Raw genomic sequence first — 23,961 nt, 5'->3', positions numbered from 1 at the left:
GTTTTTTAAAATTTAAAATTAGCTCCTGCCAAAATAGTTCTTGGCCTTGGGTATATATTATTGTCTATGCCTTGGTCTGTACCAACCGATACTTCTGGATCTAATCCGCTATAATTTGTAATAGTGAATACGTTTTGAATTCCGGCCCATAAACGAATGCTTTTTAATTTTTTAGAAACATTAGGAAAAGTGTAACCTAAAGTAATGTTATCTATTTTTAAGAATGAAGCATCTTCTACATAAATATCAGAAATGATAACATCTGCCGTACGTTGAAAGTTATTATCTAAAACCGATGTTGGTAGGTTGCCTAACACCGCATTATCTTGAAGTAATTGGTATTGTGATCGCGATGAGTTTACGTTATTATAAACGTAGTTTCCTAAATTAGCTCTCATATTGAAAGAGAAATCGAAATTTTTATAATTCACGTTAGATTGAAAACCTAAAATAGCGTCTGCACCTGGGTTTTCTTTTAAATAACGGTCGTCTTCATTAATTACGTTATCACCATTTAAATCTACATAAGCACCTTCAATTGGATTTCCAGATGTGTCGTAAAGTTGTTTATAAACATTAAATGAGTTAGGCGAAAATCCTTCGCTTAAGATTTGAATGTTGTTACCTGTACCGCCAGAAATACCACCGGTTTTAACATCCTGGCCTTGGGCAAGTTCTTTAATTTCTCTGTCTAAAAATGTTGCATTAAAATTGAAGTCTATAGTGAAGTCTTTTTGTTTAACCACATCGGCATTAACCGAGAATTCTATACCACGAGTTTGTAATTCGCCAATATTTTGGATGATGTTGTTTGAAAAGTTTGTACCATCGGCAACAGCAGCAGAGAATAATAAATCGGTAGAGTTTTTCTGAAAGAAGTTTAACGAACCAGAAACGCGATTGTCAAAAACACCATAATCAATACCAAACTCTATAGTTGCTGTTTCTTCCCACTTAATATCTGGGTTTATTTCTGAAGCAATAAGCGATTGGATCACTTGGTTCCCAAACTGGTATTGAGAGTTAGCATCGCCGCCTCTATACCTGTTTAAGAAAATATCTTTTTCGCTAATAGATTGTTGACCTGTAATACCATATCCTGCTCTTAGTTTTAAGTTTGAAATGGTTTTAGAATCTTTCAAAAAATCTTCATCACTAATATTCCAAGCTACAGCAGCAGCAGGAAAGTTGCCCCAACGATTTTCTTCGCTAAAACGAGATGTTCCATCGCGTCTGTAAGTTAGTGTTACTAAGTATTTTTCTAAAAATGTTAAGTTGGCTCTACCAAAAAAGCCAATTAAAACCACATCTGGATCTGCGTAAGTGTTAGCAAAAGTTTGTGGATCTCTTAAGTTACCTGTATCGTTTCCGTTAAAGGTGAATTTTTGATAAGAGTAACCTGCCATTAATTCGGTACGGAAGTTTTCAAATTCTTTTTTATAGTTTAAGTAACCATCTAGTAATTTGTTGGTTCTGTTTTCAAAACGACGTAAAGTATTTCCTTTTACTGGGTCGTTTGTTGGTACATTGTACGATGTAGATTGAATTTCTTTTGCCTTAGTTTCATCGTAACCAATATTTATTACCGCTCTTAAGTCTGGTAAAAAATGGAATTTATAATCCAAGTTTAAGTTACCATAAACTCTATTAGAATCTCCTAAATTATTAGTTTGAAGTAATGATGCTACTGGGTTTGTCGTTCCGTTTAAAACCGTTGTACCGTTGCGGTGTTGGTAATAACCATCAAAAGGAGATGTTGTATCGTAAACCGGTTGTGTAGGGTCGTAAGATAATGCAGCGCCTATTTGACCAGAATCTGCAAAGCGGTTATCTTCAAAACTCATGTTTGCATTTAAATTAATTTTTAAATGATCTTTAAAAAGTGAAGGGTTTAAGGCTAAGCCTAAGTTTCTACGTTCAAATTCCGAAGTCATTAAAGCGCCTTCTTGGTTGGTTAATCCAAAAGAGAAACGTGTTGGAATGGCTTGAAATAAAGAACCTTGCATAGAGATGTTGTGTTGAGATGATACGGTGTTTCTAAAAATCTCATCTTGCCAATCTGTGCTTGTTGCGCCTAATAAACTCTCGTCTAAAGTGGTTCCGTTAAGAGGTTGCGATGCAACAAGGTTTCTGTATTCATCTCCAGAAAACACATCAATACGGTTAGCGATTTCACCAAAACTGTATTGCGTATCATAAGTAGCGCTAAATGAAGATTTACCTTTTTTAGTTACAATAATAATAACCCCGTTTGATGCTCTAGAACCATAAATAGCGGTTGCCGAAGCATCCTTCAATACAGAGAAAGAATCAATATCATTTGGGTTAATACTAGCTAAAACTCCACGAGATCCTTTTACACTATTGTTATCTATTGGTAAACCATCGATAATAATAAGTGGGTCGTTAGATCCGTTTATAGACGAGCCTCCACGAATTCTAATTTGAGAGCCAGAACCTGGAGCGCCACTTGTAGTAACACTTACACCCGATACGCGGCCGCTTAATAAGTTTTCTGGAGTTACAATGTTTCCTCTTGTAAAGCCTTCCGAAGTAATAGCTTCTACGGAACCTGTGGCATCTTTTTTAGTTGTAGATCCGTACCCAATAACTACTATTTCGTTAAGTAGTGCAGCATCTTCATTAAGTTGAATATTTAATGTTGTTTGTCCTGAATAGGTGATTTCTTGTGATTGGAAGCCTATGTAAGTAACAACAAATATGTCGCCATTTTTGGCTTCAATTTGAAAATTACCGTCAAAATCTGTTGCTGTTCCTGTTGCAGTGCCTTTAATTACGACATTTACTCCGGGAAGCGGAATAGAAGTTGCTTTTTCTGTTACTGTCCCTTTTACTCTATTTTGCGCGAATATTAATGTAGGTGCAAATAGCAAAAAGAACAACAATCTTTTAATAGTTGTCTTCATACAAATTAGTTTAAATAATGTCTAAATTAGTTGTTTATACTTTCACTTCTCGTGTTAAAATTATGTAAAAGAAATTGTTAAACAGTGATTGTGAGTTACGAAATTCTTAACGAAAACGTTTTCGTGTTGATAAGTTTTCATTATTTAAGTCTTAAATTATCAATTTCACATAATTGAGCCGTGATAAATTATGCCGTAACTTTATGGTGTTAAGTATATTTTTTGTTAATTTACTTCAATGAAAAGAAAAATAACCCTTAAGCAAATTGCCCGCGAATTAGAGGTCTCCATATCTACGGTGTCCAAAGCTTTAAGCGGAAGCAAAGAGATTAGTGAAGATACCACGCAAAAAATACAAGCATTTGCTAAACTTTATAACTACCGGCCCAATAATATTGCGCTGAGTTTAAAAAATAGAAAAACAAAAACCATAGGGATTTTAATACCTGAGATTGTACATCATTTTTTCTCAACCGTTATTTTTGGTATTGAGCGTGTGGCCAATAAACGAGGTTATAATGTAATTGTAGGGCTATCTAACGAGTCGTTTACCAAAGAAATTATAAACATGGAAATGCTTGCCAATGGTAGTATTGATGGGTTTATTCTTTCTATTTCTAAAGAAACATTACTTAAACAAGATTATCACCATTTTCATGCTACCATTAACCAAGGCATGCCCATTGTTATGTTCGATAGGGTGGTGAGTGAGGTGGATTGTGATAAGGTTATTGTTGATGATTTTAACGGTGCAGTAAAAGCGGTAAACATGCTTATTAATAAAGGTTGCGAGAATATAGCGCTTTTAACAACTATGGATTATGTAAGTGTTGGCCGACTTAGAACACAAGGATATTTAGAAGCTTTGGAGCGTAATAATATTGAGCCGAATTCCGATTTAATTTTAAAAATTAACGATAGTTTGAATTCTGCAGATCATCTGGAGTTTTTAGAGAATGAAATTAATAAGTTTTTCGAATTAAACCCTAATATTGATGGTGTTTTTGCAGTAAACGAACTGTATGCTATTACAGCCATGAAGGTGGCAAAAAAAATAGGATTGAAAATCCCGGAAGATATTCAGGTTATTGGTTTTACCGATGGTGTACTTTCTAAACACGCCACACCAACTTTAACAACAGTGAGTCAACATGGACAAAGAATAGGGGAGCAAGCCGCTAATTTACTGATAGATAGATTGGAATCTGAAGATGTAGAACCAGACTCGTTTATTGTAAATAGTAACCCTAAATCGGACTTTATAAAACTAGTAATTGAGACCGAAATAATTGAAAGAGAATCTACTAAATAATTTTTTTTCTTTGAAAATTTAAAATCTTTCATATCTTTACACCGAAATCAAAACTTATATTTTCACTTCTCACTTAAGTTTTGATAAGTTATATCGATATCCTTTTTTATTGAAATTGGTATAAAACCGCTTATCAAATAGTATTAACTTTAATATACTATTTAATGGAAAAGCGTAAATTAAGTTTCTGGCAAATTTGGAACATGAGTTTCGGATTTCTAGGGATACAATTTGGATTTGCACTTCAGGGAGGCTTTATGTCTCGAATTTTTCAAACATTAGGCGCTAGTCATGATGACATTCCGTTGTTATGGATTGCTGCACCTTTAACAGGTTTACTTGTACAACCAATTATTGGTTATATGAGTGACAGAACATGGCATTCAAAATTAGGCCGCCGACGCCCTTACTTTTTAGTAGGTGCTGTGTTAAGTTCTATTGCTTTGTTTTTTGTGCCACATTCTTCTGCACTATGGATGGCTGCCGGATTTTTATGGATTTTAGATGCTTCCATTAATATTTCAATGGAACCCTTTCGTGCTTTAGTAGCCGATAAATTACCGGAATCTCAACGATCTTATGGTTTTGTAGTACAAACGCTTGTTATAGGTATTGGTACTTGGGTAGCTAGTAATTTACCTTGGATGGTTTCTCAGTTAGGAGTTTCCGATGCTGCGCCACAAGGTGTTGTGCCTATGTCGGTGAAAGTTGCTTTTGCTATTGGTGCTATTATCTTTTTGTTGAGTGTTTTGTATACCATTTTTACAACTTCAGAATATCCTCCTGAAGACATGGAAGCCTTTGAAAAGGAAAAGCAAAAGAAAAACCGGTTTATTCCAGACATTGTAAACAATATTGGTAACATGCCATTAACTATGAAGAAGTTGGGTGTTATCCAGTTTTTTTCTTGGTTTGCGTTTTTTACCATGTGGAGTATGGCAAACCCGGCATTAACCGAGCATGTTTTTAATGCACCTGCTCCCATCGAATCGAGTTATGATATGAGTGTTCTTGCTCAAGAAGAAGCTTTTAATGTCGCAAACACAACATTTCAAAAAGCATCGAATTTAGTAGGTTCCGCCATGGGGATTTACGGATTAACTTCTATGGTTTTTGCTTTGCTTTTAACGTTTTACACATCAAAAAGAAATATTAACCGAAAGTACGTGCACATGGGGTCTCTTATCTTGGGAGGCCTCGGTTTTATTGGTATGTATTATATTTCGAGTCCCGAAAATTTAAAGTATTGTTTCGCTTTAGTAGGTGTTGCTTGGGGTAGTATTCTCTCCATGCCTTATGCTATGCTGTCTAGTTCGGTAGATCCAAAAAAAATGGGAGTGTTCATGGGGATTTTCAATATGTTTATTGTTATCCCACAAATAATTGCAGCTCTTGGAGGCATCAATTATGTGTCGAGTTTAATTGGCGATCAAGCCATAAATGCCATGCTTGTGGCAGGAGGAAGTTTAATAATTGCAGGCTTATGTAATTTTCTAATTACAAACAAATCGGCCATTTCATATCAATCTTAAATATAAAAATGAATACAGTAGGAGTAATATTCGATTTAGACGGTGTTATTGTAGATACCGCGAAATATCACTATTTAGCATGGAAAAGCCTTGCCGATAGTTTGGGTTTTGAGTTTACAGAAGCAAGTAATGAACTGCTAAAAGGTGTGAGCCGCGTACGTTCTTTAGAAATTTTATTAGGACTTGGAAACGTTACGCTTTCCGAAGAAAAAAAACAAGAAGTTTTATTAAGTAAGAATGAGCATTATCTCAAGTATATCCATAAAATGGGAGCTGATGAAATTTTACCAGGTGCCGAAAAATTATTGGATAGTTTAGATGAACTAGGTGTTAAATACGTGCTAGGTTCTGCAAGTAAAAATGCACCATTAATTTTAAAACAAGTTGGCTTGTTTGATCGCTTTAAAGGTATTGTTGATGGAAATAGTGTTTCTAAAGCCAAACCAGATCCTGAAGTATTTTTAATTGGAGCCGAAAAACTAAACCTAAAGCCAGAGCAATGTATTGTTTTTGAAGATGCCATTGCAGGAGTAGAGGCAGCAAATAGAGCGCAAATGGTTTCTGTTGGTATTGGTGATAAAGACACGTTAAGTGAGGCCGATTATAACTTTAATGATCTTACGGAAATCCCTGCAGATTTTATTGAAAGTATAAGCAATAAGTAGTAAAATATAATTTAGAAAGAAGACAAAACAGAAAGGTGATACATTGCGGTTAAGCCTTTCTCTTAAAATATAAAACAGATGAATCAAGATTATATAAAACCAGATAATTGGTCCGTTATAGAAGAAGGTTTCAATGCCGAGCGCGTAAAATCTTCAGAAAGTTTATTCAGCATAGGCAACGGTGCTATGGGGCAACGTGCTAATTTTGAAGAGCAATATTCTGGACCAACGTTTCAGGGAAGTTATATTGCTGGCGTGTATTATCCAGATAAAACGCGTGTGGGTTGGTGGAAAAATGGATACCCCGAATATTTCGCAAAAGTATTAAACGCACCAAACTGGATTGGTATTAATGTTTCTGTAAATAGAGAACAATTGGATTTACATACTTGTAAAGTTGTTGATAATTTCAGGAGAGAGCTTAACATGAAAGCTGGTTGGTTGTCGCGTAGTTTTACAGCAACACTACAAAATAATGTGGTAATTGAGGTAGAAGCCAAACGTTTTTTAAGTTTGGAATTAGACGAAGTTGGAGCAATTGAATATAGTGTAAAACCAATAAGTACTGATGCAGAAGTGGTGTTTCAACCTTATTTAGATTCTGGAATTACAAATGAAGATACCAACTGGGATGATAAATTTTGGGATACTTTAAAGGTTTGTAATGAAAACAATCAGGCTTTTATCGAGGCTAAAACTATGAAAACCGAATTTCATACCTGTACTTTTATGGAGTCGGAGGTTTTTGTTAATGGAACTAGTGTTGCTATAAAACCAATAATTGAAAGTGATTCTAATAGTATTTCTTTTAGTTATTCTAATCAGGTTAAACAAGGTGAAACCTACGCTATCAATAAGTTTGGTGGTTATGTTGTAGATACTAATCACGATAAAAATGAACTTATTTCTGCTGCAATAAACGTATTGAATTTAGCAACAGAAAAAGGGTTTGATGTTTTGTTAGACGAACAAAAACAAGCTTGGGAGCGTATTTGGAGCATGTCTGATATTTCAATCTCCGGAGATGTGAAAGCGCAGCAAGGTATACGTTTTAATATTTTTCAACTAAATCAAACTTACTTAGGTAAAGATTCTCGATTAAATATTGGACCAAAAGGTTTTACCGGCGAAAAATATGGTGGTAGCACGTATTGGGACACCGAGGCGTATTGCATTCCGTTTTATATGGCTACCAAAGATCAAAACGTGGCGAGAAGCTTGTTAGAATACCGTTACAATCATTTGGAAAAAGCGATTGAAAACGCCGGAAAATTAGGTTTTACAAACGGGGCGGCTTTATACCCAATGGTAACCATGAATGGTGAAGAATGCCATAATGAATGGGAAATTACTTTTGAAGAAATACATAGAAATGGTGCCATAGCATTTGCTATTTTTAATTACCATCGTTACACGGGCGATTATAGCTATATCCCAGAAAAAGGTTTAGAAGTTTTAATTGGAATTGCTCGTTTTTGGCAGCAGCGCGCTACGTTCTCTTCAGCTAAAAACAAATATGTTATTTTAGGAGTAACAGGTCCGAATGAGTACGAAAACAACGTAAATAATAACTTTTACACCAATTATTTAGCACAATGGTGTATTAATTATGCTTTAGAAAATATCTCAAAAATTGAAAGTGAATATCCTTCAGATTTTGCTAGAGTAATGAATAAAGTAAAACTAGAAGAAGCGGAATTAAACAAATGGAAAGCGGTTGCTGAAAATATGTATTTTCCTTTTTCAGAAGAAAAACAAATATACTTACAGCAAGATGGTTTTCTAGATAAAGAATTAATTACTGTAGATCACTTAGAGAAAGCACAACGACCAATAAATCAAAAATGGAGTTGGGATCGTATTCTGCGTTCACCATACATTAAGCAAGCCGATACCTTACAAGGTTTTTACTTTTTTGAAGATCAGTTTTCTAACGAAGAGTTGGAGCGTCATTTCGATTTTTACGAACCTTTTACGGTTCACGAAAGTTCATTATCACCTTGTGTACACAGTATTCAAGCCGCAAAGTTAGATCGTATGGAGCAGGCGTACACGTTTTATTTAAGAACGTCTCGTTTGGATTTAGATGATTATAATAATGAAGTTCACGAAGGTTTACATATTACATCTATGGCTGGTACATGGATGAGTATTGTAGAAGGTTTTGGCGGTATGCGTGTTAAAGATGACATGCTTTCTTTCACTCCAAAAATCCCTAAGGAATGGGATGAATATTCATTTAAAGTGAATTTTAGACACCATATTTTAAAAGTGAATGTTAATCAATCGGGTGCTAAATTCGAATTAGAAGGCGATTCAGATTTACAAATTTTAGTAAATAATTCACCGGTAACCATTTCTCGAAATAGTTTGTTAACAGTTTAATTGAATAAAGAAATTATGAAGTTATTTATATTGATATATGCTGTTTTGTTTTCAGTAATAGAAGGGAATTCTCAAGAACTTAAATCGCCTAATGGAGATTTGGTGATGCAGTTTTCTTTAGAATTAAATGGTGTGCCAACTTATAAGTTAGCATACAAAAATAAAGCAGTAATAAAGCCAAGCCACTTAGGATTGGAGTTGAAAAATGATGAAAAATCGTTATTAAATAGCTTCGAAATTTCGAATACAGAAACAGTAATTTTCGATGAGACTTGGCAGCCTGTTTGGGGAGAAACCAAGGATATTCGCAATCATTATAACGAATTGGCGGTAGAATTAACTCAAATAGAAACGGAGCGTAAAATAATTATTCGTTTTAGGTTGTTTAATGATGGTTTGGGCTTTCGTTACGAGTTTCCTTCGCAAGAAAATCTGGTTTATTTTGTTATTAGAGAAGAAAAAACTCAGTTTGCTATGACGGGTGATCATACAGCATTCTGGATTCCGGGAGATTACGATTCTCAAGAATACGATTTTACGGAATCTAAATTATCAGAAATTAGAAGTTTGTTTGATACGGCTTTAACCGATAATGCCTCTCAAAAGCAGTATTCTAAAACAGGAGTACAAACGTCTTTAATGATGAAAACAGCCGATGGTTTGTATGTTAATTTACACGAAGCTGCGCTTGTTAATTATTCTTGTATGAATCTTAATCTAGATGATGAAAACATGATTTTCGAGTCTTGGTTAACACCCGATGCTAATGGAGATAAAGGTTATATGCAGGCGCCATGCACTTCACCCTGGAGAACCGTTATGGTAAGTGATGATGCTCGCGATATACTAGCATCTAATATCACTTTAAACTTAAATGAACCTTGCGCCATTGAAGATACATCTTGGATTAAGCCAGTAAAATATATTGGAGTTTGGTGGGAAATGATTACCGGAAAAAGTTCTTGGCAATACACCGATGAATTACCAAGTGTAGAGCTCGGAATTACAGATTATACTAAGGTTAAACCAAATAAAACGCATGCAGCAAACAATACCAAAGTAAAGAGATATATAGATTTTGCTTCGGAACATGGTTTTGATGGTGTTTTAGTTGAAGGTTGGAATGAAGGTTGGGAAGATTGGTTTGGAAAATCGAAAGATTATGTCTTCGATTTTGTAACACCATATCCAGATTTTGATATAGAGGCTATACATAGTTATGCGAAATCTAAAGGGGTTAAAATGATAATGCATCATGAAACTTCTGGCTCGGCACGAAATTACGAACGTCATCTTGATCAGGCTTATCAATTTATGAAAGATCATGGTTACGATGCCGTTAAAAGTGGATATGTTGGTGATATGTTACCAAGAGGAGAGCACCATTATGGACAATGGACGGTAAATCATTTTCAATATTGTGTAGAAAAAGCTGCAGATTATGAAATTATGGTTAACGCTCATGAAGCTGTAAGACCAACTGGAATTAGTAGAACTTATCCTAATTTAATAGGAAACGAGTCTGCACGTGGAACCGAGTTTCAGGCCTTTGGAGGCTCTAAGCCAAACCATGTTACGGTTTTACCGTTTACACGTTTAATTGGTGGCCCTATGGATTATACGCCTGGTATTTTTGAAATGGATATTAGTAAACTTAATCCTGATAATAATTCGCATGTAAATAGCACTATTGCTAATCAATTAGCGCTTTATGTTACTATGTATTCACCGTTGCAAATGGCGGCAGATTTACCGGAACATTACCAGCAATTTATGGATGCTTTTCAGTTTATAAAAGATGTCGCTTTAGATTGGGATGAAAGCACATATTTAGAAGCTGAACCAGGTTATTATGTTACTATTGCTCGAAAAGAAAAAGGAACAAATAATTGGTTTGTTGGTAATGTAAATGGTAACGAATCTAGAGTTTCAACCATTAAATTCGATTTCTTAGAAAAAGGAAAAAAGTATAAAGCTACTATTTATGCCGATGCTAAAGATGCGCACTACAAAACTAATCCGCAGGCATATAAAATAACTACAAAAACAGTAACAAGTAAGTCTAAATTATCACAGCTATCAGTTCCTGGAGGTGGTTATGCTATTAGTGTTATGGAAATTAAATAGTTTTAAAATACATGTTATTATGAATTGTCTAAATATTAATAAATGGTGTTCTGCACTTTTAGTGGTTTCTTTTTTCGTTTTAAATACATCGTGCAAACAAAACAGGGAAGTTTCTGTTTTAGAAGTAGATGAGGTATCTAGTGTTAAAATTAAAAATGAAATTGAACGGGTTGAACCAATGCATTGGTGGGTAGGTTTTAAAAATACTGAATTGCAATTGTTGGTTAAACATCCAAATATTTCCGGAGCTACTCCAGAAATTTCATATAAAGGAGTTTCAATTAAAAAAGTAAATAAAGCCGATAGTCCAAACTATCTTTTTATCGATTTAGATATTTCAAAAGAAACTAAAGCAGGACAATTTAATATTGTTTTTAAGTTTAAAGATGGGAATGAATTAACTCAAACCTATCAATTAAAAACTCGTGAAACTCCAGCGGAAGATTTTGTTGGTTTTGATAGTAGTGATGCGGTTTATTTAATAACGCCAGATCGTTTTGCAAATGGTGATACGAGCAATGATATTGATGAAACGCTAAACGAGAAAACAATTAATAGAGAAGATAATTATGCGCGCCACGGTGGAGATATAAAAGGCATAACACAGCATTTAGATTACATAAACGATATGGGGTTTACTGCTATTTGGCCTTGTCCATTACTTACCAATGATATGGCAAACTCTTCGTATCACGGTTATGCAATGACCGATTTTTATCAAATAGATCCGCGATTTGGGAGCTTAGACGATTATCGAGAATTGGCTGATAAAAGTAGGGCTCGTGGTATAAAGTTGATAATGGATCAAGTTGCTAATCACTGCGGAAGCGAGCATTGGTGGATGAAAGATTTACCTTTTAAAGATTGGCTTAACTATCAAGAAAATTTTGAAAATGGAGGAGAATTAAAAACATCTAATCATAGACGTACTAGTAATCAAGATATCTATGCCTCTAAAATTGATAAAGAAGAAATGACGAATGGTTGGTTTGTGTCGGCTATGCCAGATCTTAATCAGCGTAATCCATTTATGGCAAAATACATTATTCAAAATAGTATTTGGTGGGTAGAAACAGTTGGTTTGGGAGGTATTCGTCAAGATACTTATCCATATCCGGACAAAGCGTTTATGAGTGAGTGGGCTGGAAGTATTATGACGGAATATCCTAATTTTTCAATAGTTGGCGAAGAATGGAGTGCAAATCCATTACTTATAGGTTATTGGCAAGATGGTGCTAATAATCGTGATGGATACGATTCTAATTTAAAATCACCAATGGATTTTGCTATGCAGAGTTCTATTGTGAAGGCTTTAAATGAAGAAGAGACCTGGGATCAAGGTTTAATAAAAATGTATGAAGGTTTGGCGAACGATTTCTATTACCCGTCACCTAAAGATTTAATGGTGTTTCCAGATAATCATGATATGAGCCGCATTTTTACACAGCTTAAAGGTGATGTTGCGAATACAAAAATGACACTGAGTTATATTTTAACCATGCCTAGAATTCCACAAATTTATTACGGTACCGAAATTTTAATGAACGATTTCGATAAACCAGGTGATCATGGTTTGATCCGTACCGATTTTCCAGGTGGTTGGGATGGCGATAAAGTTAATGCCTTTACAGGAACAGGTTTAAGCGATGATGAAAAAGACATGCAAACCTTCCTTAAAACGGTGTTAAACTACAGAAAAAATAGTAAAGCAATTCACGATGGTAAAACTATTCATTTTGCTCCAGATAATAATATTTATGTATTGTTTAGAACGTTAGGAGATGAAACCATAACTCATATTATGAATAAAAATAATAATACAGTCGAATTAGATTTATCAAAATTTAAAGAAATAGGGTTAAAAGGAAAAACCGTTAAAAATCTTATTTCTGGAGAACAATTTGTGTGGCACGAAGGTGTGTTTACTTTAAAAGATAGAGGCAGTATAATTTTAACTACAAAATTGTAATCATGAAAAAGTTAGTATACATTTTAATAGCTGTTGGTTTAATGTCTTGTAAAAACGAAGCTTCAAAAAAAGAAACCGAATCTATAGAAGCACCTAAAGAAATCGTTTTTATACCTTTTTCTGAAGCTACTTTATTTTCAGGGAGCCTTTTAAGATATAATCTCATAGAATCCCAATACATAAAACCGCGTCCCGTAGATGTTTGGTTACCTGAAGGTTATTCAGAAAGTAAAACATATGCAGTGCTTTACATGCATGATGGGCAAATGTTATTCGATTCTACAACGAGTTGGAATAATCAAGAGTGGAAAGTAGATGAATGGGCTTCTAAATTAATAGAAACCAATAAAGTTAAAGATTTTATAGTTGTTGCAATTCATAATCTTAATGGGCAACGTTGGCAAGATTTATTTCCAGAGAAATCGTTTTCAAACCTTTCGGAAGCGGATCAAGATCTAATCAATAAGCAGTCTAACGCAATAAAAGAAGGTAGCGACCTTAATGGAGATAACTATCTTAAATTTTTAGTTGAAGAGTTAAAGCCACTTGTAGATGCTCAGTTTTCAGTATATACAAACAAAGAAAACACTTTTGTTATGGGGTCTAGCATGGGCGGTTTAATGAGTATGTATGCTATTTGCGAATATCCTGAGGTGTTTTCGGGTGCAGCTTGCTTATCTACGCATTGGGAAGGAGCAAATCCAATAGATAATAATCCGCTTCCAGAGGCTATTTTTAAATACCTCGAAGCATATGCACCTAATCCAGAAAACCATAAGATTTATTTCGATTATGGAACAGAAACATTAGATGCCTATTACCCTAAATTTACACCCGAAATAAATAGAATTTTAAAAGCTCGTGGTTATACTAGTGATAATTCGGCGAATTTAGAATTTAAAGGAGCAGATCATTCAGAAAATTCATGGAATAAGCGTTTAGATATTCCTTTAACTTTTTTATTGAAAAAATAACATTAGAAAATCTTGTATAATAGTCCGTTTTATTCAAAAAAAAACATTGAAATGAAAGCCATAAAACATATCATATTTGTACTTTTATTACTCGTAATGAGTTGTAAAAAGGAAGAGAAAATGGATGTTGAGACCATGGAGCCACAAGAAGTTGTAACGAGTGGAAAACAAGTGGTTTATCAAGTGTTTACGCGTTTGTTTGGTAATACAAATACAAATAATAAACCTTGGGGAACTATTGAAGAAAATGGAGTTGGTAAGTTTAACGATTTTACGGATAAAGCTTTATCTGAAATTAAAAAGTTGGGTGTTACTCATATTTGGTACACAGGTGTGCCACATCATGATGTAATTACCGATTATACTGAATATGGTATTTCTAACGACGATCCCGATGTTGTAAAAGGAAGAGCCGGTTCTCCATACGCTGTTAAGGATTATTATAATGTTAATCCAGATTTGGCGGTAAATGTAGAAAATAGATTAGAGGAATTTCAAGCTTTAATTAAGCGCACCCACGCTGCAGGTTTAAAGGTCATTATCGATATAGTACCTAACCACGTAGCTAGAAATTATAAAAGTATTTCTAAACCAGAAGGTGTGCAAGATTTTGGGGAAACCGATAATAAAACGGTAGTTTACGATGTAAATAACAATTTTTATTATAACCCAAAGGAAAACTTTGAGGTTCCTAATTGGGAGCATCATTATGTGCCTTTAGGTGGCCGCAGTACGGAATTGGTCGATGGTGCGTTTTTAGAGTTTCCTGCAAAATGGACTGGTAACGGAACGAGTGCATCTAGACCAAATATGAATGATTGGTACGAGACTGTAAAAGTTAATTATGGTATTTCGCCAGAAGGCGTAAAAGGTTTTGATGAATTGCCTAATGGTTTCGAGAATGAAACATACAAAAAACACTTTGAGTTTTGGCAAGATAAAACGGTGCCAAACTCGTGGATGAAATTTAGAGATATTGCCTTATATTGGTTAGGTTTCGGAGTCGATGGATTCCGGTATGATATGGCCGAAATGGTGCCTGTGGAATTTTGGAGTTTTATGAATTCGTCTATAAAAATGAAAAATCCTGAGGCGTTTCTATTGGCTGAGGTTTATAACCCGAGTTTATATCGCGATTATATTAAAAAAGGAAAAATGGATTATCTGTATGATAAAGTACAGTTCTATGATACCTTAAAACATGTGGTGCAAGGATATGGCAAAACGGATTATATCCCACCAATTTTAGACGATTTGAAAGATATTGAGCATCATATGCTTCACTTTTTAGAGAATCATGATGAACAACGTTTGGCGAGTCCAGATTTTGCTGGTAATGCTGAAAAGGGACGACCTGCAATGGTAGTTTCAGCAACATCAACTACAGCACCAACCATGATTTATTTTGGACAAGAAGTAGGTGAAGATGCTTCTGAAAATCCTGGCTTTGGTGATTCTACTCGAACATCTATTTTTGATTATGTTGGAGTACCTGCACATCAACGTTGGGTAAATAACAAGCAATTTGATGGTGGACAGTTAACAGATTCCGAAAGGGAATTAAGAGATTTTTATAAACGCCTTTTAAATTTTACAATACACAGCTCTGCATTAATGGGTGATTATGGCGATATTCATCAATATAATCGTGAGCATACTGAAAACTATACAGATAAAGTCTTCTCTTTTGTGCGTTGGAGTACTTCTGAAAAGCTTATTGTGATTTCAAACTTCGATGCTGAAAACAGTTTTGAATTTCAATTAAAAATTCCAGAGAATATATTGAAGCATTTGGATTTAGAAGACGGAACGTATCTGTTAAAAGATCAATTATACAATGAGTTTTTATCACAATTAATAATTGAAAACAGAACCGGTTCTGTCGAAATTAAGTTGAAACCGCTAGAGTCTTTCTTATTAAAAATGGAATAAATATCAGTAGAAAATAATTTGTAATTCATATAAAATAAATAGGTTTAAAATTAAAACATCAACTAAAATGAAACATATTCTTGCCAGCATTATAGTCCTATTTATTTTAACAAGTTGCAATAAAACTGTAAAAATGGAAGCTGTTACATCTAAAGAAAAAGCACCGTTTGTATGGGAGGGTGCAAACGTTTATTTTTTACTTACCGACCGTTTTAATAACGGAGATACTAGTAATGATGTTAATTTTGAAAGGACGGAGCAAGCGAGTAAGCTTCGTGGTTTCGAAGGTGGAGATATAACGGGTGTTACTCAAAAAATTAAAGATGGTTATTTTACTGATTTAGGTATTAATGCCATTTGGATGACACCTATTGTTGAGCAAATTCATGGTGGTACAGATGAGGGTACGGGTTTAACTTATGGATATCATGGGTATTGGACACGTGATTGGACGGCTATAGATCCTAATTTTGGAACTAAAGCAGATTTGCATGAGTTGGTTGAAACGGCTCATAAAAACGGAATTCGTATTCTATTGGATGCTGTAATAAATCATACAGGGCCTGTGACCGATAAAGATCCGGTTTGGCCAGAAGATTGGGTGCGTACCGGTCCGCAATGTAGTTACGATAATTACGAGCATACTGTGGCTTGCACGCTCGTTAAAAACTTACCAGATCTTAAAACGGAAAATAATAATAGTGTAGATTTGCCACCGCTTTTAACTCAGAAATGGAAAGATGAAGGGCGTTATGATGAAGAAATAGCCGAGTTAGATGCGTTTTTTGAACGCACAGGACACCCAAGAGCGCCTAGATTTTATATTATGAAATGGCTAACCGATTATATTACCGAATATGGTATTGATGGTTACCGCGTAGATACCGTAAAACATACCGAGGAATATGTTTGGCAAGAATATAAGGCAGAGTGCGATTACGCTTTTGCGGAATATAAAAAGCAAAATCCAGAAAAAGTATTAGATGATAATCGGTTTTACTTAGTTGGGGAGGTTTATAATTATGGTATATCTAACGGAAAAGCATTTGATTTTGGTGATAGAAAAGTAAATTATTTTGATAACGCGTTCGAGGCTTTAATTAATTTTGAAGCCAAATGGAACTTAGGTCAAAGACCAATGGAGCAGGTTTTTAAGCGTTATTCCGATGTGTTGAATGGGGATTTAAAAGGTTATGGCGTTTTAAATTATTTAACCTCTCACGACGACGGACAACCATTTGATGCTAATCGTAAAAAATGTTTTGAAACGGCAACCAAATTATTATTATGTCCAGGTGCATCGCAGGTTTACTATGGAGATGAATTGGCAAGACCACTCGTTATAGAAAACACAGTAGGCGATGCTACATTGCGTTCTTTTATGAATTGGAATGATTATGAAAACAATACAGAAACGCAATCTATTTTAAAGCATTGGCAAAAATTGGGTCGCTTTAGAGCTAATCATCCTGCTGTTGGTGCAGGTGTGCATAACATGATATTAGAGACGCCTTATTTGTTTACTCGTAGTTTTGAAAAAGGCGATTTTAAAGATGTTGTTATGGTAGGTTTAAACTATCCAGAAGGAGAAAAAACTATTGATGTTTCGGGTGTTTTTTCAAATGGCGCTAAAATCCGTGATGCTTATTCTGGAGTTTTATCTGAAGTAATTAATGGTGAAATTTCTATTAAATCTAGTGATTCCGTATTGCTTCTAGAGCAGATTTAGTAGTTTTTACCTATACCAAAAGTTATATTGTTTATTTTTTTTTATTTATATTGAAAAGCAATTTTTGTTTTATTTATAAGGTGTTTAAGCGGTTTTGTTGTCTTGGTAAGGGTGCTTAGATACCTATACAATATTATTTAAAAGTCTTTATTTAGTAGATATTTATTACCTTGTTAACCCAACACTAGTACTAAAAATGAAAAAGGGTTATCATTTCCTATTTTATGTCTTCTTAAGCTTCGTTTTTACATCGAATTCCCAAGAATTTCCACCAATACAAACATACACCCCCGAAGATTATGGTGGAGAAAACCAAAACTGGTCTATTTCTCAATCTTCAGATCGATATATTTATGTTGCCAATAATAAAGGGTTGTTGGAATTTAATGGTGCTAAATGGAATTTGTATCACTCACCAAAAGAAACCATTATCCGGTCGGTGAAAGTTATAGATTCTTTAGTTTATACAGGTAGTTTTCGTGGTTTTGGTTCATGGAAAAGAGATCGTTTAGGGTTATTGAAATACACCTCACTTTCCGAAGCGCTTCAGGTTGAATTTTTAGAAGATGAAGAGGTTTGGAATATTTTAAGATTAGAAGACTGGATTCTATTTCAATCTTTAGATCGTATTCATATTTACGATCAAGTTAAAAAAACATATAGTGTAGTCGACTCTAAATCGAAAATGTCCAAGTTGTTTAAGGTTGGTAAGCGTTTATATTTTCAGAATGTAAATAAAGGCTTGTATCAAATTGAAAATGGGGTTGATGTTTTGGTTTCTAGTGATGTTATTCTTCAAGATAATTTAATTGTAAATGTTTTTAGGCAAGACGAAGCGTTACTCATTCTTACACAAGATCGTGGTTTTTTCAAATATAGTAATGGTGAATTAGAACCATGGACCATTCCGTCGGAACATGTTTTAGATGGTGTAAGTGTATTTAGTGGTATCCAACTTCGGGATCAAAGTTTTGTGCTTGGTACTATTTCTAACGGTTTAATACATTTAACAAATGAAGGGCATGTAAAATATAGTATTAACCAGTCTAATGGGTTAAGTAATAATACCGTATTGTCTCTCTTTGAGGATGAAGATCAAAATATTTGGCTGGGTTTAGATAATGGCATTAACTGTATAAATAGTAAATCGCCTTACCTGCAATATTTTGATAATGATGGGATGATAGGGAGTGTTTATGCTTCTAAAGTTTACAAGGGTATGTTGTACTTGGGTTCTAATCAAGGTTTGTTTTGTAAGCCTGTTAATAGTATTGATAAATTTGAGTTTGTCCCTAAAACGCAAGGACAAGTATGGTGTTTAGAGGTGGTTGATGGTAAGTTGTTTTGTGGTCATAATTCTGGTACGTTTCTAGTTGAAGATAAGCAGGTAGAAAAAATATCTAATGCGCAAGGAACCTGGCAAATTAAAACGGTACCAGGTAGGAAAGATTTGTTGATGCAAGGGAATTATGATGGTTTCAATATTTTAGAGAAAGTTGATGGAAATTGGACGTTTAGGAACAAAATCGAAGGTTTTGATATTTCTAGTCGCTATTTTGAGTTTATCGATTTACAACATATTTTAGTTAGTCATGAATACAAAGGTGTTTTTAAGGTTGAAGTTGATAGTGCGTTACATAATGCCTTAAGTTTTAAGAAGGATGAATTAGTCGAAAAAGGATTAACCTCTAGTTTTGTAAAGTTTAATAACGAATTGTTGTACACTACAAAAAATGGTGTTTTTAAATATCATAATACGAGTAATGCATTTAAAAAAGACACGCTTTTAAGTCGGTTAATTCATTTTGATAGTTATTCTTCTGGTAAGTTAATTCCGGACTTAGAAACCAATAAATTATGGAGTTTATCAACCACAGGGTTAGATTATTTAACAGTATCAAAATTAACTGGAGAGCAGAAAATAGAAAGCATAATATTTCCTTCAGAAGTTAGAAAAGACATTACAGGTTTTGAGAATATTACCCATATTGCCGAGGAGCAGTTTTTAATAGGTTCGGCTACAGGTTATTTTATTTTCGACTTAAAGAAAATTGAAAGTTATCCTTCTGAAATAAGCATAAATCAAGTTGAAGTGAGTTCTTCTAAAGATGAAAACACCTTTAGGTTTGTTGATTTAAATAGCTCGCAATCTTTTTTAAACAACGATAATAATTTAAAATTTAGCTATAGTATTCCTCAGTATTTAAAAATACAAAAGCCCGAATATCAATATAAGTTAGATGGGTTTTATGATACATGGAGTAACTGGAGTAGTAGTGGAGAGGTGTTGTTTGAAAACCTGCCTTATGGCGATTATACCTTTGTGGTTAATGGCAGAGTGGGGAAATCTGAAACGCAAAATTCGGCATCGTATACATTTAGGATAGAGCGTCCATTGATTCTCTCCAATATGGCTTTATTAGGCTATGTTGTACTCATAATGTTGTTCTCCTTTTTCATGCATATGGTTTATAAGCGTTATTATAAAAAACAGCGTGAACGCTTATTGAGAAAAAAGACGAGAGAATTTGAGTTGAAAGAACTCGAAAACAACCAGAAACTTATGCGTTTTAAAAATGATAAATTACGTGAAGATATTGAGGCTAAAAATCGAGAGCTAGGCATGTCTACAATGAATTTAATAAAAAAGAATGAGTTTTTAAACAGTTTAAAGAAGGAACTTACTAGTGTTGAAGATGGAAAAGCACTAAAACACGTTATAAAAATTATTGATAAAAACATTAATAATACTGACGATTGGAATCTGTTCCAAGAAGCTTTTAATAACGCAGATAAAGATTTCTTAAAAAAAATAAAGCAACTACACCCGAGTTTAACCGCCAACGATTTACGTTTATGTGCTTATTTAAGGCTAAACTTATCTTCTAAAGAAATTGCTCCTTTATTAAATATCTCACCGCGTAGCGTTGAGGTAAAGCGATACCGATTAAGAAAGAAAATGGAACTCGCTCACGAAACAAGTTTAACAAATTACATTTTAGAGCTGTAGTTTTATAGTGTTTTGTTTATGTTGATTAAAGGTTATTGGCTAGTGTTATTCATATAATATCAAGAGAAAATGCTACATCTTTTTAGTTAAAAATACGTTTGTAGTCTAAATTCCACGAAAATCTCATTTTTTTAGTCTAAAAATAGCACAACATTTTAGTTTATCACCTATACATTACCACAACATCGTTGAATTTAGCATGGTTTTAACAGTTTATATCAAAAGAGAGGTTGAACTTTAAAAGCTTGTATTTATTGGTGATTTAGTAAAATTAACCACCTTTTTTTTACGATGTATGTTTTTTGTTGAGGTGATTTTTATTAATACGTTAATTTGTTAACTTAACTTTATGATAAACAAAAACTAAACAAATTTATGAGACACACGCTATTCAAAATTTTAGCTTTATTCTTCATGGCATACTCAGGTGCACAGAATATAGATATAAGCGGAAATGTACAGGACGGATCTGGATTTCCAATTCCTGGAGCGAACATCATTGTTAATAATTCCACTAAAGGAACTACAACAGATTTTGATGGTAACTTCGTATTATCAGGAGTGAAAAACGGAGCAACTATTTCAGTTAGTTATATAGGATATATAACGCAGGAACTAGTAATTACAAGCAACAAAAGTTTAACCATTCAATTAAAAGAAGATTTAGCACAACTAGATGAGGTAGTTGTTGTGGGGTATGGTACGCAGAAAAAGAAAGATGTAACGGGAGCAGTTTCTATTGTAAGCGCTGCCACTTTAGAAGATTTACGCCCAGTAGATGCTGCACAAGCTTTACAAGGCACTTCGGCCGGGGTTTCGGTAACATCACCTTCTGGCTCACCAGGTGGAAATTTTAATATTTTAATTCGTGGTGTAAGTTCTAACGGAGATAATGGTCCATTAGTGATTATCGATGGTTATAAGGGTGATTTAAACTCTATTAATCCAAGCGATATTGAAACGTTCTCTATTTTAAAAGATGCCCAAGCTGCCATTTATGGTATTCAGGGAGCAAATGGGGTGGTTTTAGTAACTACAAAACAAGGAAAGAAAAACTCTGCAGCTAAAATTAGCTATAATGGTTACACAGGAATTCAAGAAACCACGCGCGAATTACCTTATTTAAACGCTACAGAATATGCTTTAATTTTAAACGAAAGTTATGCAGCCAATGGCCAAGCATTGCCTTATCCAAATATTAGTGGTTTAGGTACAGGTATTAACTGGCAAAGTGAGCTTTTCGATCAAGCACCAATAACAAGTCATAATTTATCTGTTACGGGTGGAGGAGAAAAGAGTACGTATTATTTTGGTGGTTCTGTTTTAGAACAAGATGGTATTATTGCTAGCGATAAATCAAATTTTAGTCGTGCAAATGCTAAAATTAAATTAGGTTTCGATATTACTGAAAAATTGAAATTCACCACGTCGGCTAACTATTTCAATAATAACAGAAAAACAATTGGCGAAAACGCTTTGGGTACACCACTATTTAATGCTCTTAATTATGCGCCAACATATAGCATAGATCAACAAGATACTTCTGGATTTTTAGGGAATGAGGTTGTGAATCCAATTTCTCAAATATCAAATACTTTTAATAAGTATTCTGGAAATTCTATTGAGGGTACATTTCAGTTAGAATATGAAGCTTTCGAAGGTTTTAAAGTAACATCTCGTATTGGTTTAAAATCTTATAATGATAACAAAAAGGAATTTTTTCCAATTGTAGGTTATGGTTCTGGTAAGGTTTTTAATAACGACAGAAGTAGTGTAATACAAACTCAAAACACCAACAACTCTTATACTTGGGATACTTTTGCGACTTACAATAAAGTATTTAACGAAAAGCACAATACAACTTTTACATTGGGTACTAGTGCGCAACGTGCATGGGGAGATAATTTGCAAGGTACAGGTTTCGATGTGCCAAACAATTCTTGGGAATTTGCCGATATTTCTTTAGCCAATGGTTTAAGTGAAGCAAAATCTACAAGCTCTTATATTTACGATTCTAGATTATCATCTTACTTCGGAAGATTGCAATACGATTATGATTCTAAATATTTACTATCTGCTATGGTACGTCGTGATGGTTCTTCAGATTTTTCACCAGAAAACAGAATTGATTACTTCTATTCGGCTACCGGTGGTTGGAAAATTTCTGATGAAGATTTCTTAAAAGATTCCGAAGTTATAAACTTCTTAAAACTTAGAGCAAGTTACGGTACATTAGGTAATAATGTTGGAGACGATTTATACCGCGCTTTATTAAGTGGTGAGGCTACTTATGTTCTGGATGGAACTTTAGTAACGGGTACGGCTAATGGTAGAATACCTAATCCAGAAGCTTCTTGGGAAACTGCAGAGAAACTGGATATTGGTTTAGATATGAATTTGTTTAATAACAAGCTTGAAGTTGTAGCCGATTATTTTATTGAAGACAGAAATGATTTATTAATAGAAAACTTCCCTATTTCAGGAATTTTAGGAGGAGGTGCGCCAGGAGCAGGTTTGCCAACAGTTAATGCTGGTACAACACGTAATAGAGGTGTTGAGTTATTTTTAAACTATAAAGAATCTGTATCTGATGATTTTTCATATGGTGTAAGCTATAATGTTACTAAAATTAATGGAGAAGTAACAGCAGTTAGTAACGGTGTTGTTTCCGAAGGAGGTTCTTTTAGTGTAGGGCAACCATCAATTGCTAGAATGGAAGTAGGGCAGCCAATTGGTTATTTCTACGGACTTAAATCTGACGGTATTTTTCAGAATCAAGCAGAAGTAGATGCAGCACCTTCGCAAGTTGGTTTAGGGTCTGCAGCAGCTCCAGGAGATATTCGTTTTGTAGATGTTAATGAAGATGGAGAAATTACAATAGACGATCGAACTTATATAGGTAAGCCTCAAGCAGATTATATTATGGGTTTAAACTTTAATTTCAACTATAAAAATTTCGATTTCAGTGCATATATGTATGCTGAGCTAGGTAAAGAAACAGTGCGTAACTACGAGCGTGACCAACCTAACGTAAACCGCTTAAGTTTATATTTAGATCGCTGGACTGGCGAAGGAACAAGTAATTCTGTGCCAAGAGCTACTACTGGGGCAACAACTAATAAATTGTTTTCAGATTTCTATGTCGAAGATTCTTCATTCTTAAGAATGCAAAATATACAATTAGGCTACTCGTTACCGCAAGATGTTATCGATAAATTAGGGATTAGCAAATTCCGTATTTATACTAAAGTAAACAACGCTTTTACGTTAACTAAATACCGCGGTTACGATCCTGCTGCAACTAATGGCGACGCTATTGGTGGTGGTATCGATTATGGTTTCTACCCAATTTCAAGACAATTCATTTTAGGCTTAAACCTATCTATATAAAATATTTAA

12 protein-coding genes are annotated in these 23,961 nt (G+C 34.2%); 11 read left to right on the top strand and 1 reads right to left on the bottom strand.

All coding sequences use genetic code 11. From position 1 onward, the window contains the following. Positions 1-5: 5 nt before the first annotated feature. Positions 6-2,927: a SusC/RagA family TonB-linked outer membrane protein gene (locus BM246_RS09855; RefSeq protein WP_074937529.1), complete on the bottom strand. Its 2,922-nt coding sequence runs from the start codon at positions 2,925-2,927 to the stop codon at positions 6-8. Between the two features lie 238 nt (positions 2,928-3,165). Between BM246_RS09855 and BM246_RS09850 the strand changes: the two genes are divergently transcribed. The 11 genes from BM246_RS09850 (at position 3,166) to BM246_RS09800 (ending at position 23,952) form a co-directional block, all read left to right on the top strand. Beyond that, entirely contained in the window at positions 3,166-4,239 is a 1,074-nt protein-coding gene (locus BM246_RS09850) for a LacI family DNA-binding transcriptional regulator (protein ID WP_042499472.1), read from the top strand. A 164-nt stretch (positions 4,240-4,403) separates the two neighbouring features. Further along, on the top strand, positions 4,404-5,771 hold the full coding sequence (locus tag BM246_RS09845) for an MFS transporter (protein ID WP_074937527.1): 1,368 nt from the start codon (positions 4,404-4,406) through the stop codon (positions 5,769-5,771). 8 nt (positions 5,772-5,779) lie between these two features. Then, entirely contained in the window at positions 5,780-6,436 is a 657-nt protein-coding gene (gene pgmB, locus BM246_RS09840; protein ID WP_074937524.1) for a beta-phosphoglucomutase, read from the top strand. A gap of 78 nt (positions 6,437-6,514) precedes the next feature. After that, a complete protein-coding gene (locus BM246_RS09835; RefSeq protein ID WP_074937520.1) occupies positions 6,515-8,821 on the top strand; it encodes a glycoside hydrolase family 65 protein in 2,307 nt (768 codons plus the stop codon). A gap of 15 nt (positions 8,822-8,836) precedes the next feature. After that, positions 8,837-10,948 (top strand): glycoside hydrolase family 97 protein, encoded by a 2,112-nt coding sequence (locus BM246_RS09830; protein ID WP_074937575.1) that lies wholly within the window; start codon positions 8,837-8,839, stop codon positions 10,946-10,948. A 19-nt stretch (positions 10,949-10,967) separates the two neighbouring features. Then, positions 10,968-12,917, top strand: coding sequence for a glycoside hydrolase family 13 protein (locus BM246_RS09825; protein WP_074937573.1), 1,950 nt, complete (start codon positions 10,968-10,970; stop codon positions 12,915-12,917). A gap of 2 nt (positions 12,918-12,919) precedes the next feature. Continuing rightward, positions 12,920-13,891 carry an alpha/beta hydrolase gene (locus BM246_RS09820; protein WP_074937518.1) on the top strand — a complete coding sequence of 324 codons (972 nt, stop codon included), beginning with the start codon at positions 12,920-12,922 and terminating at the stop codon, positions 13,889-13,891. A gap of 51 nt (positions 13,892-13,942) precedes the next feature. Then, a complete protein-coding gene (locus tag BM246_RS09815; protein ID WP_042504062.1) occupies positions 13,943-15,823 on the top strand; it encodes an alpha-amylase family glycosyl hydrolase in 1,881 nt (626 codons plus the stop codon). Between the two features lie 67 nt (positions 15,824-15,890). After that, a complete protein-coding gene (locus tag BM246_RS09810; protein WP_074937516.1) occupies positions 15,891-17,552 on the top strand; it encodes an alpha-amylase family glycosyl hydrolase in 1,662 nt (553 codons plus the stop codon). A 196-nt stretch (positions 17,553-17,748) separates the two neighbouring features. Continuing rightward, a complete protein-coding gene (locus tag BM246_RS09805) occupies positions 17,749-20,562 on the top strand; it encodes a helix-turn-helix and ligand-binding sensor domain-containing protein (RefSeq protein WP_074937514.1) in 2,814 nt (937 codons plus the stop codon). Between the two features lie 375 nt (positions 20,563-20,937). Continuing rightward, on the top strand, positions 20,938-23,952 hold the full coding sequence (locus BM246_RS09800) for a SusC/RagA family TonB-linked outer membrane protein (RefSeq protein ID WP_074937510.1): 3,015 nt from the start codon (positions 20,938-20,940) through the stop codon (positions 23,950-23,952). The last annotated feature ends 9 nt before the right edge of the window (positions 23,953-23,961 follow it).

It is taken from the genome of Algibacter lectus, from assembly GCF_900112395.1.
Taxonomy (GTDB): domain Bacteria; phylum Bacteroidota; class Bacteroidia; order Flavobacteriales; family Flavobacteriaceae; genus Algibacter; species Algibacter lectus.
Note: the sequence above shows the minus strand (reverse complement) of the source record. Positions and strands in the feature narration are given on the sequence as shown.

Excerpts from the sequence above, each read along its gene's own strand:
- BM246_RS09820 (WP_074937518.1), top strand. The coding sequence starts at position 12,920 with ATGAAAAAGTTAGTATACATTTTAATAGCTGTTGGTTTAATGTCTTGT.
- BM246_RS09830 (WP_074937575.1), top strand. The coding sequence starts at position 8,837 with ATGAAGTTATTTATATTGATATATGCTGTTTTGTTTTCAGTAATAGAA.
- BM246_RS09810 (WP_074937516.1), top strand. The coding sequence starts at position 15,891 with ATGAAACATATTCTTGCCAGCATTATAGTCCTATTTATTTTAACAAGT.
- BM246_RS09800 (WP_074937510.1), top strand. The coding sequence starts at position 20,938 with ATGAGACACACGCTATTCAAAATTTTAGCTTTATTCTTCATGGCATAC.
- BM246_RS09805 (WP_074937514.1), top strand. The coding sequence starts at position 17,749 with ATGAAAAAGGGTTATCATTTCCTATTTTATGTCTTCTTAAGCTTCGTT.
- pgmB (WP_074937524.1), top strand. The coding sequence starts at position 5,780 with ATGAATACAGTAGGAGTAATATTCGATTTAGACGGTGTTATTGTAGAT.
- BM246_RS09850 (WP_042499472.1), top strand. The coding sequence starts at position 3,166 with ATGAAAAGAAAAATAACCCTTAAGCAAATTGCCCGCGAATTAGAGGTC.
- BM246_RS09835 (WP_074937520.1), top strand. The coding sequence starts at position 6,515 with ATGAATCAAGATTATATAAAACCAGATAATTGGTCCGTTATAGAAGAA.
- BM246_RS09815 (WP_042504062.1), top strand. The coding sequence starts at position 13,943 with ATGAAAGCCATAAAACATATCATATTTGTACTTTTATTACTCGTAATG.
- BM246_RS09855 (WP_074937529.1), bottom strand. The coding sequence starts at position 2,927 with ATGAAGACAACTATTAAAAGATTGTTGTTCTTTTTGCTATTTGCACCT.
- BM246_RS09845 (WP_074937527.1), top strand. The coding sequence starts at position 4,404 with ATGGAAAAGCGTAAATTAAGTTTCTGGCAAATTTGGAACATGAGTTTC.
- BM246_RS09825 (WP_074937573.1), top strand. The coding sequence starts at position 10,968 with ATGAATTGTCTAAATATTAATAAATGGTGTTCTGCACTTTTAGTGGTT.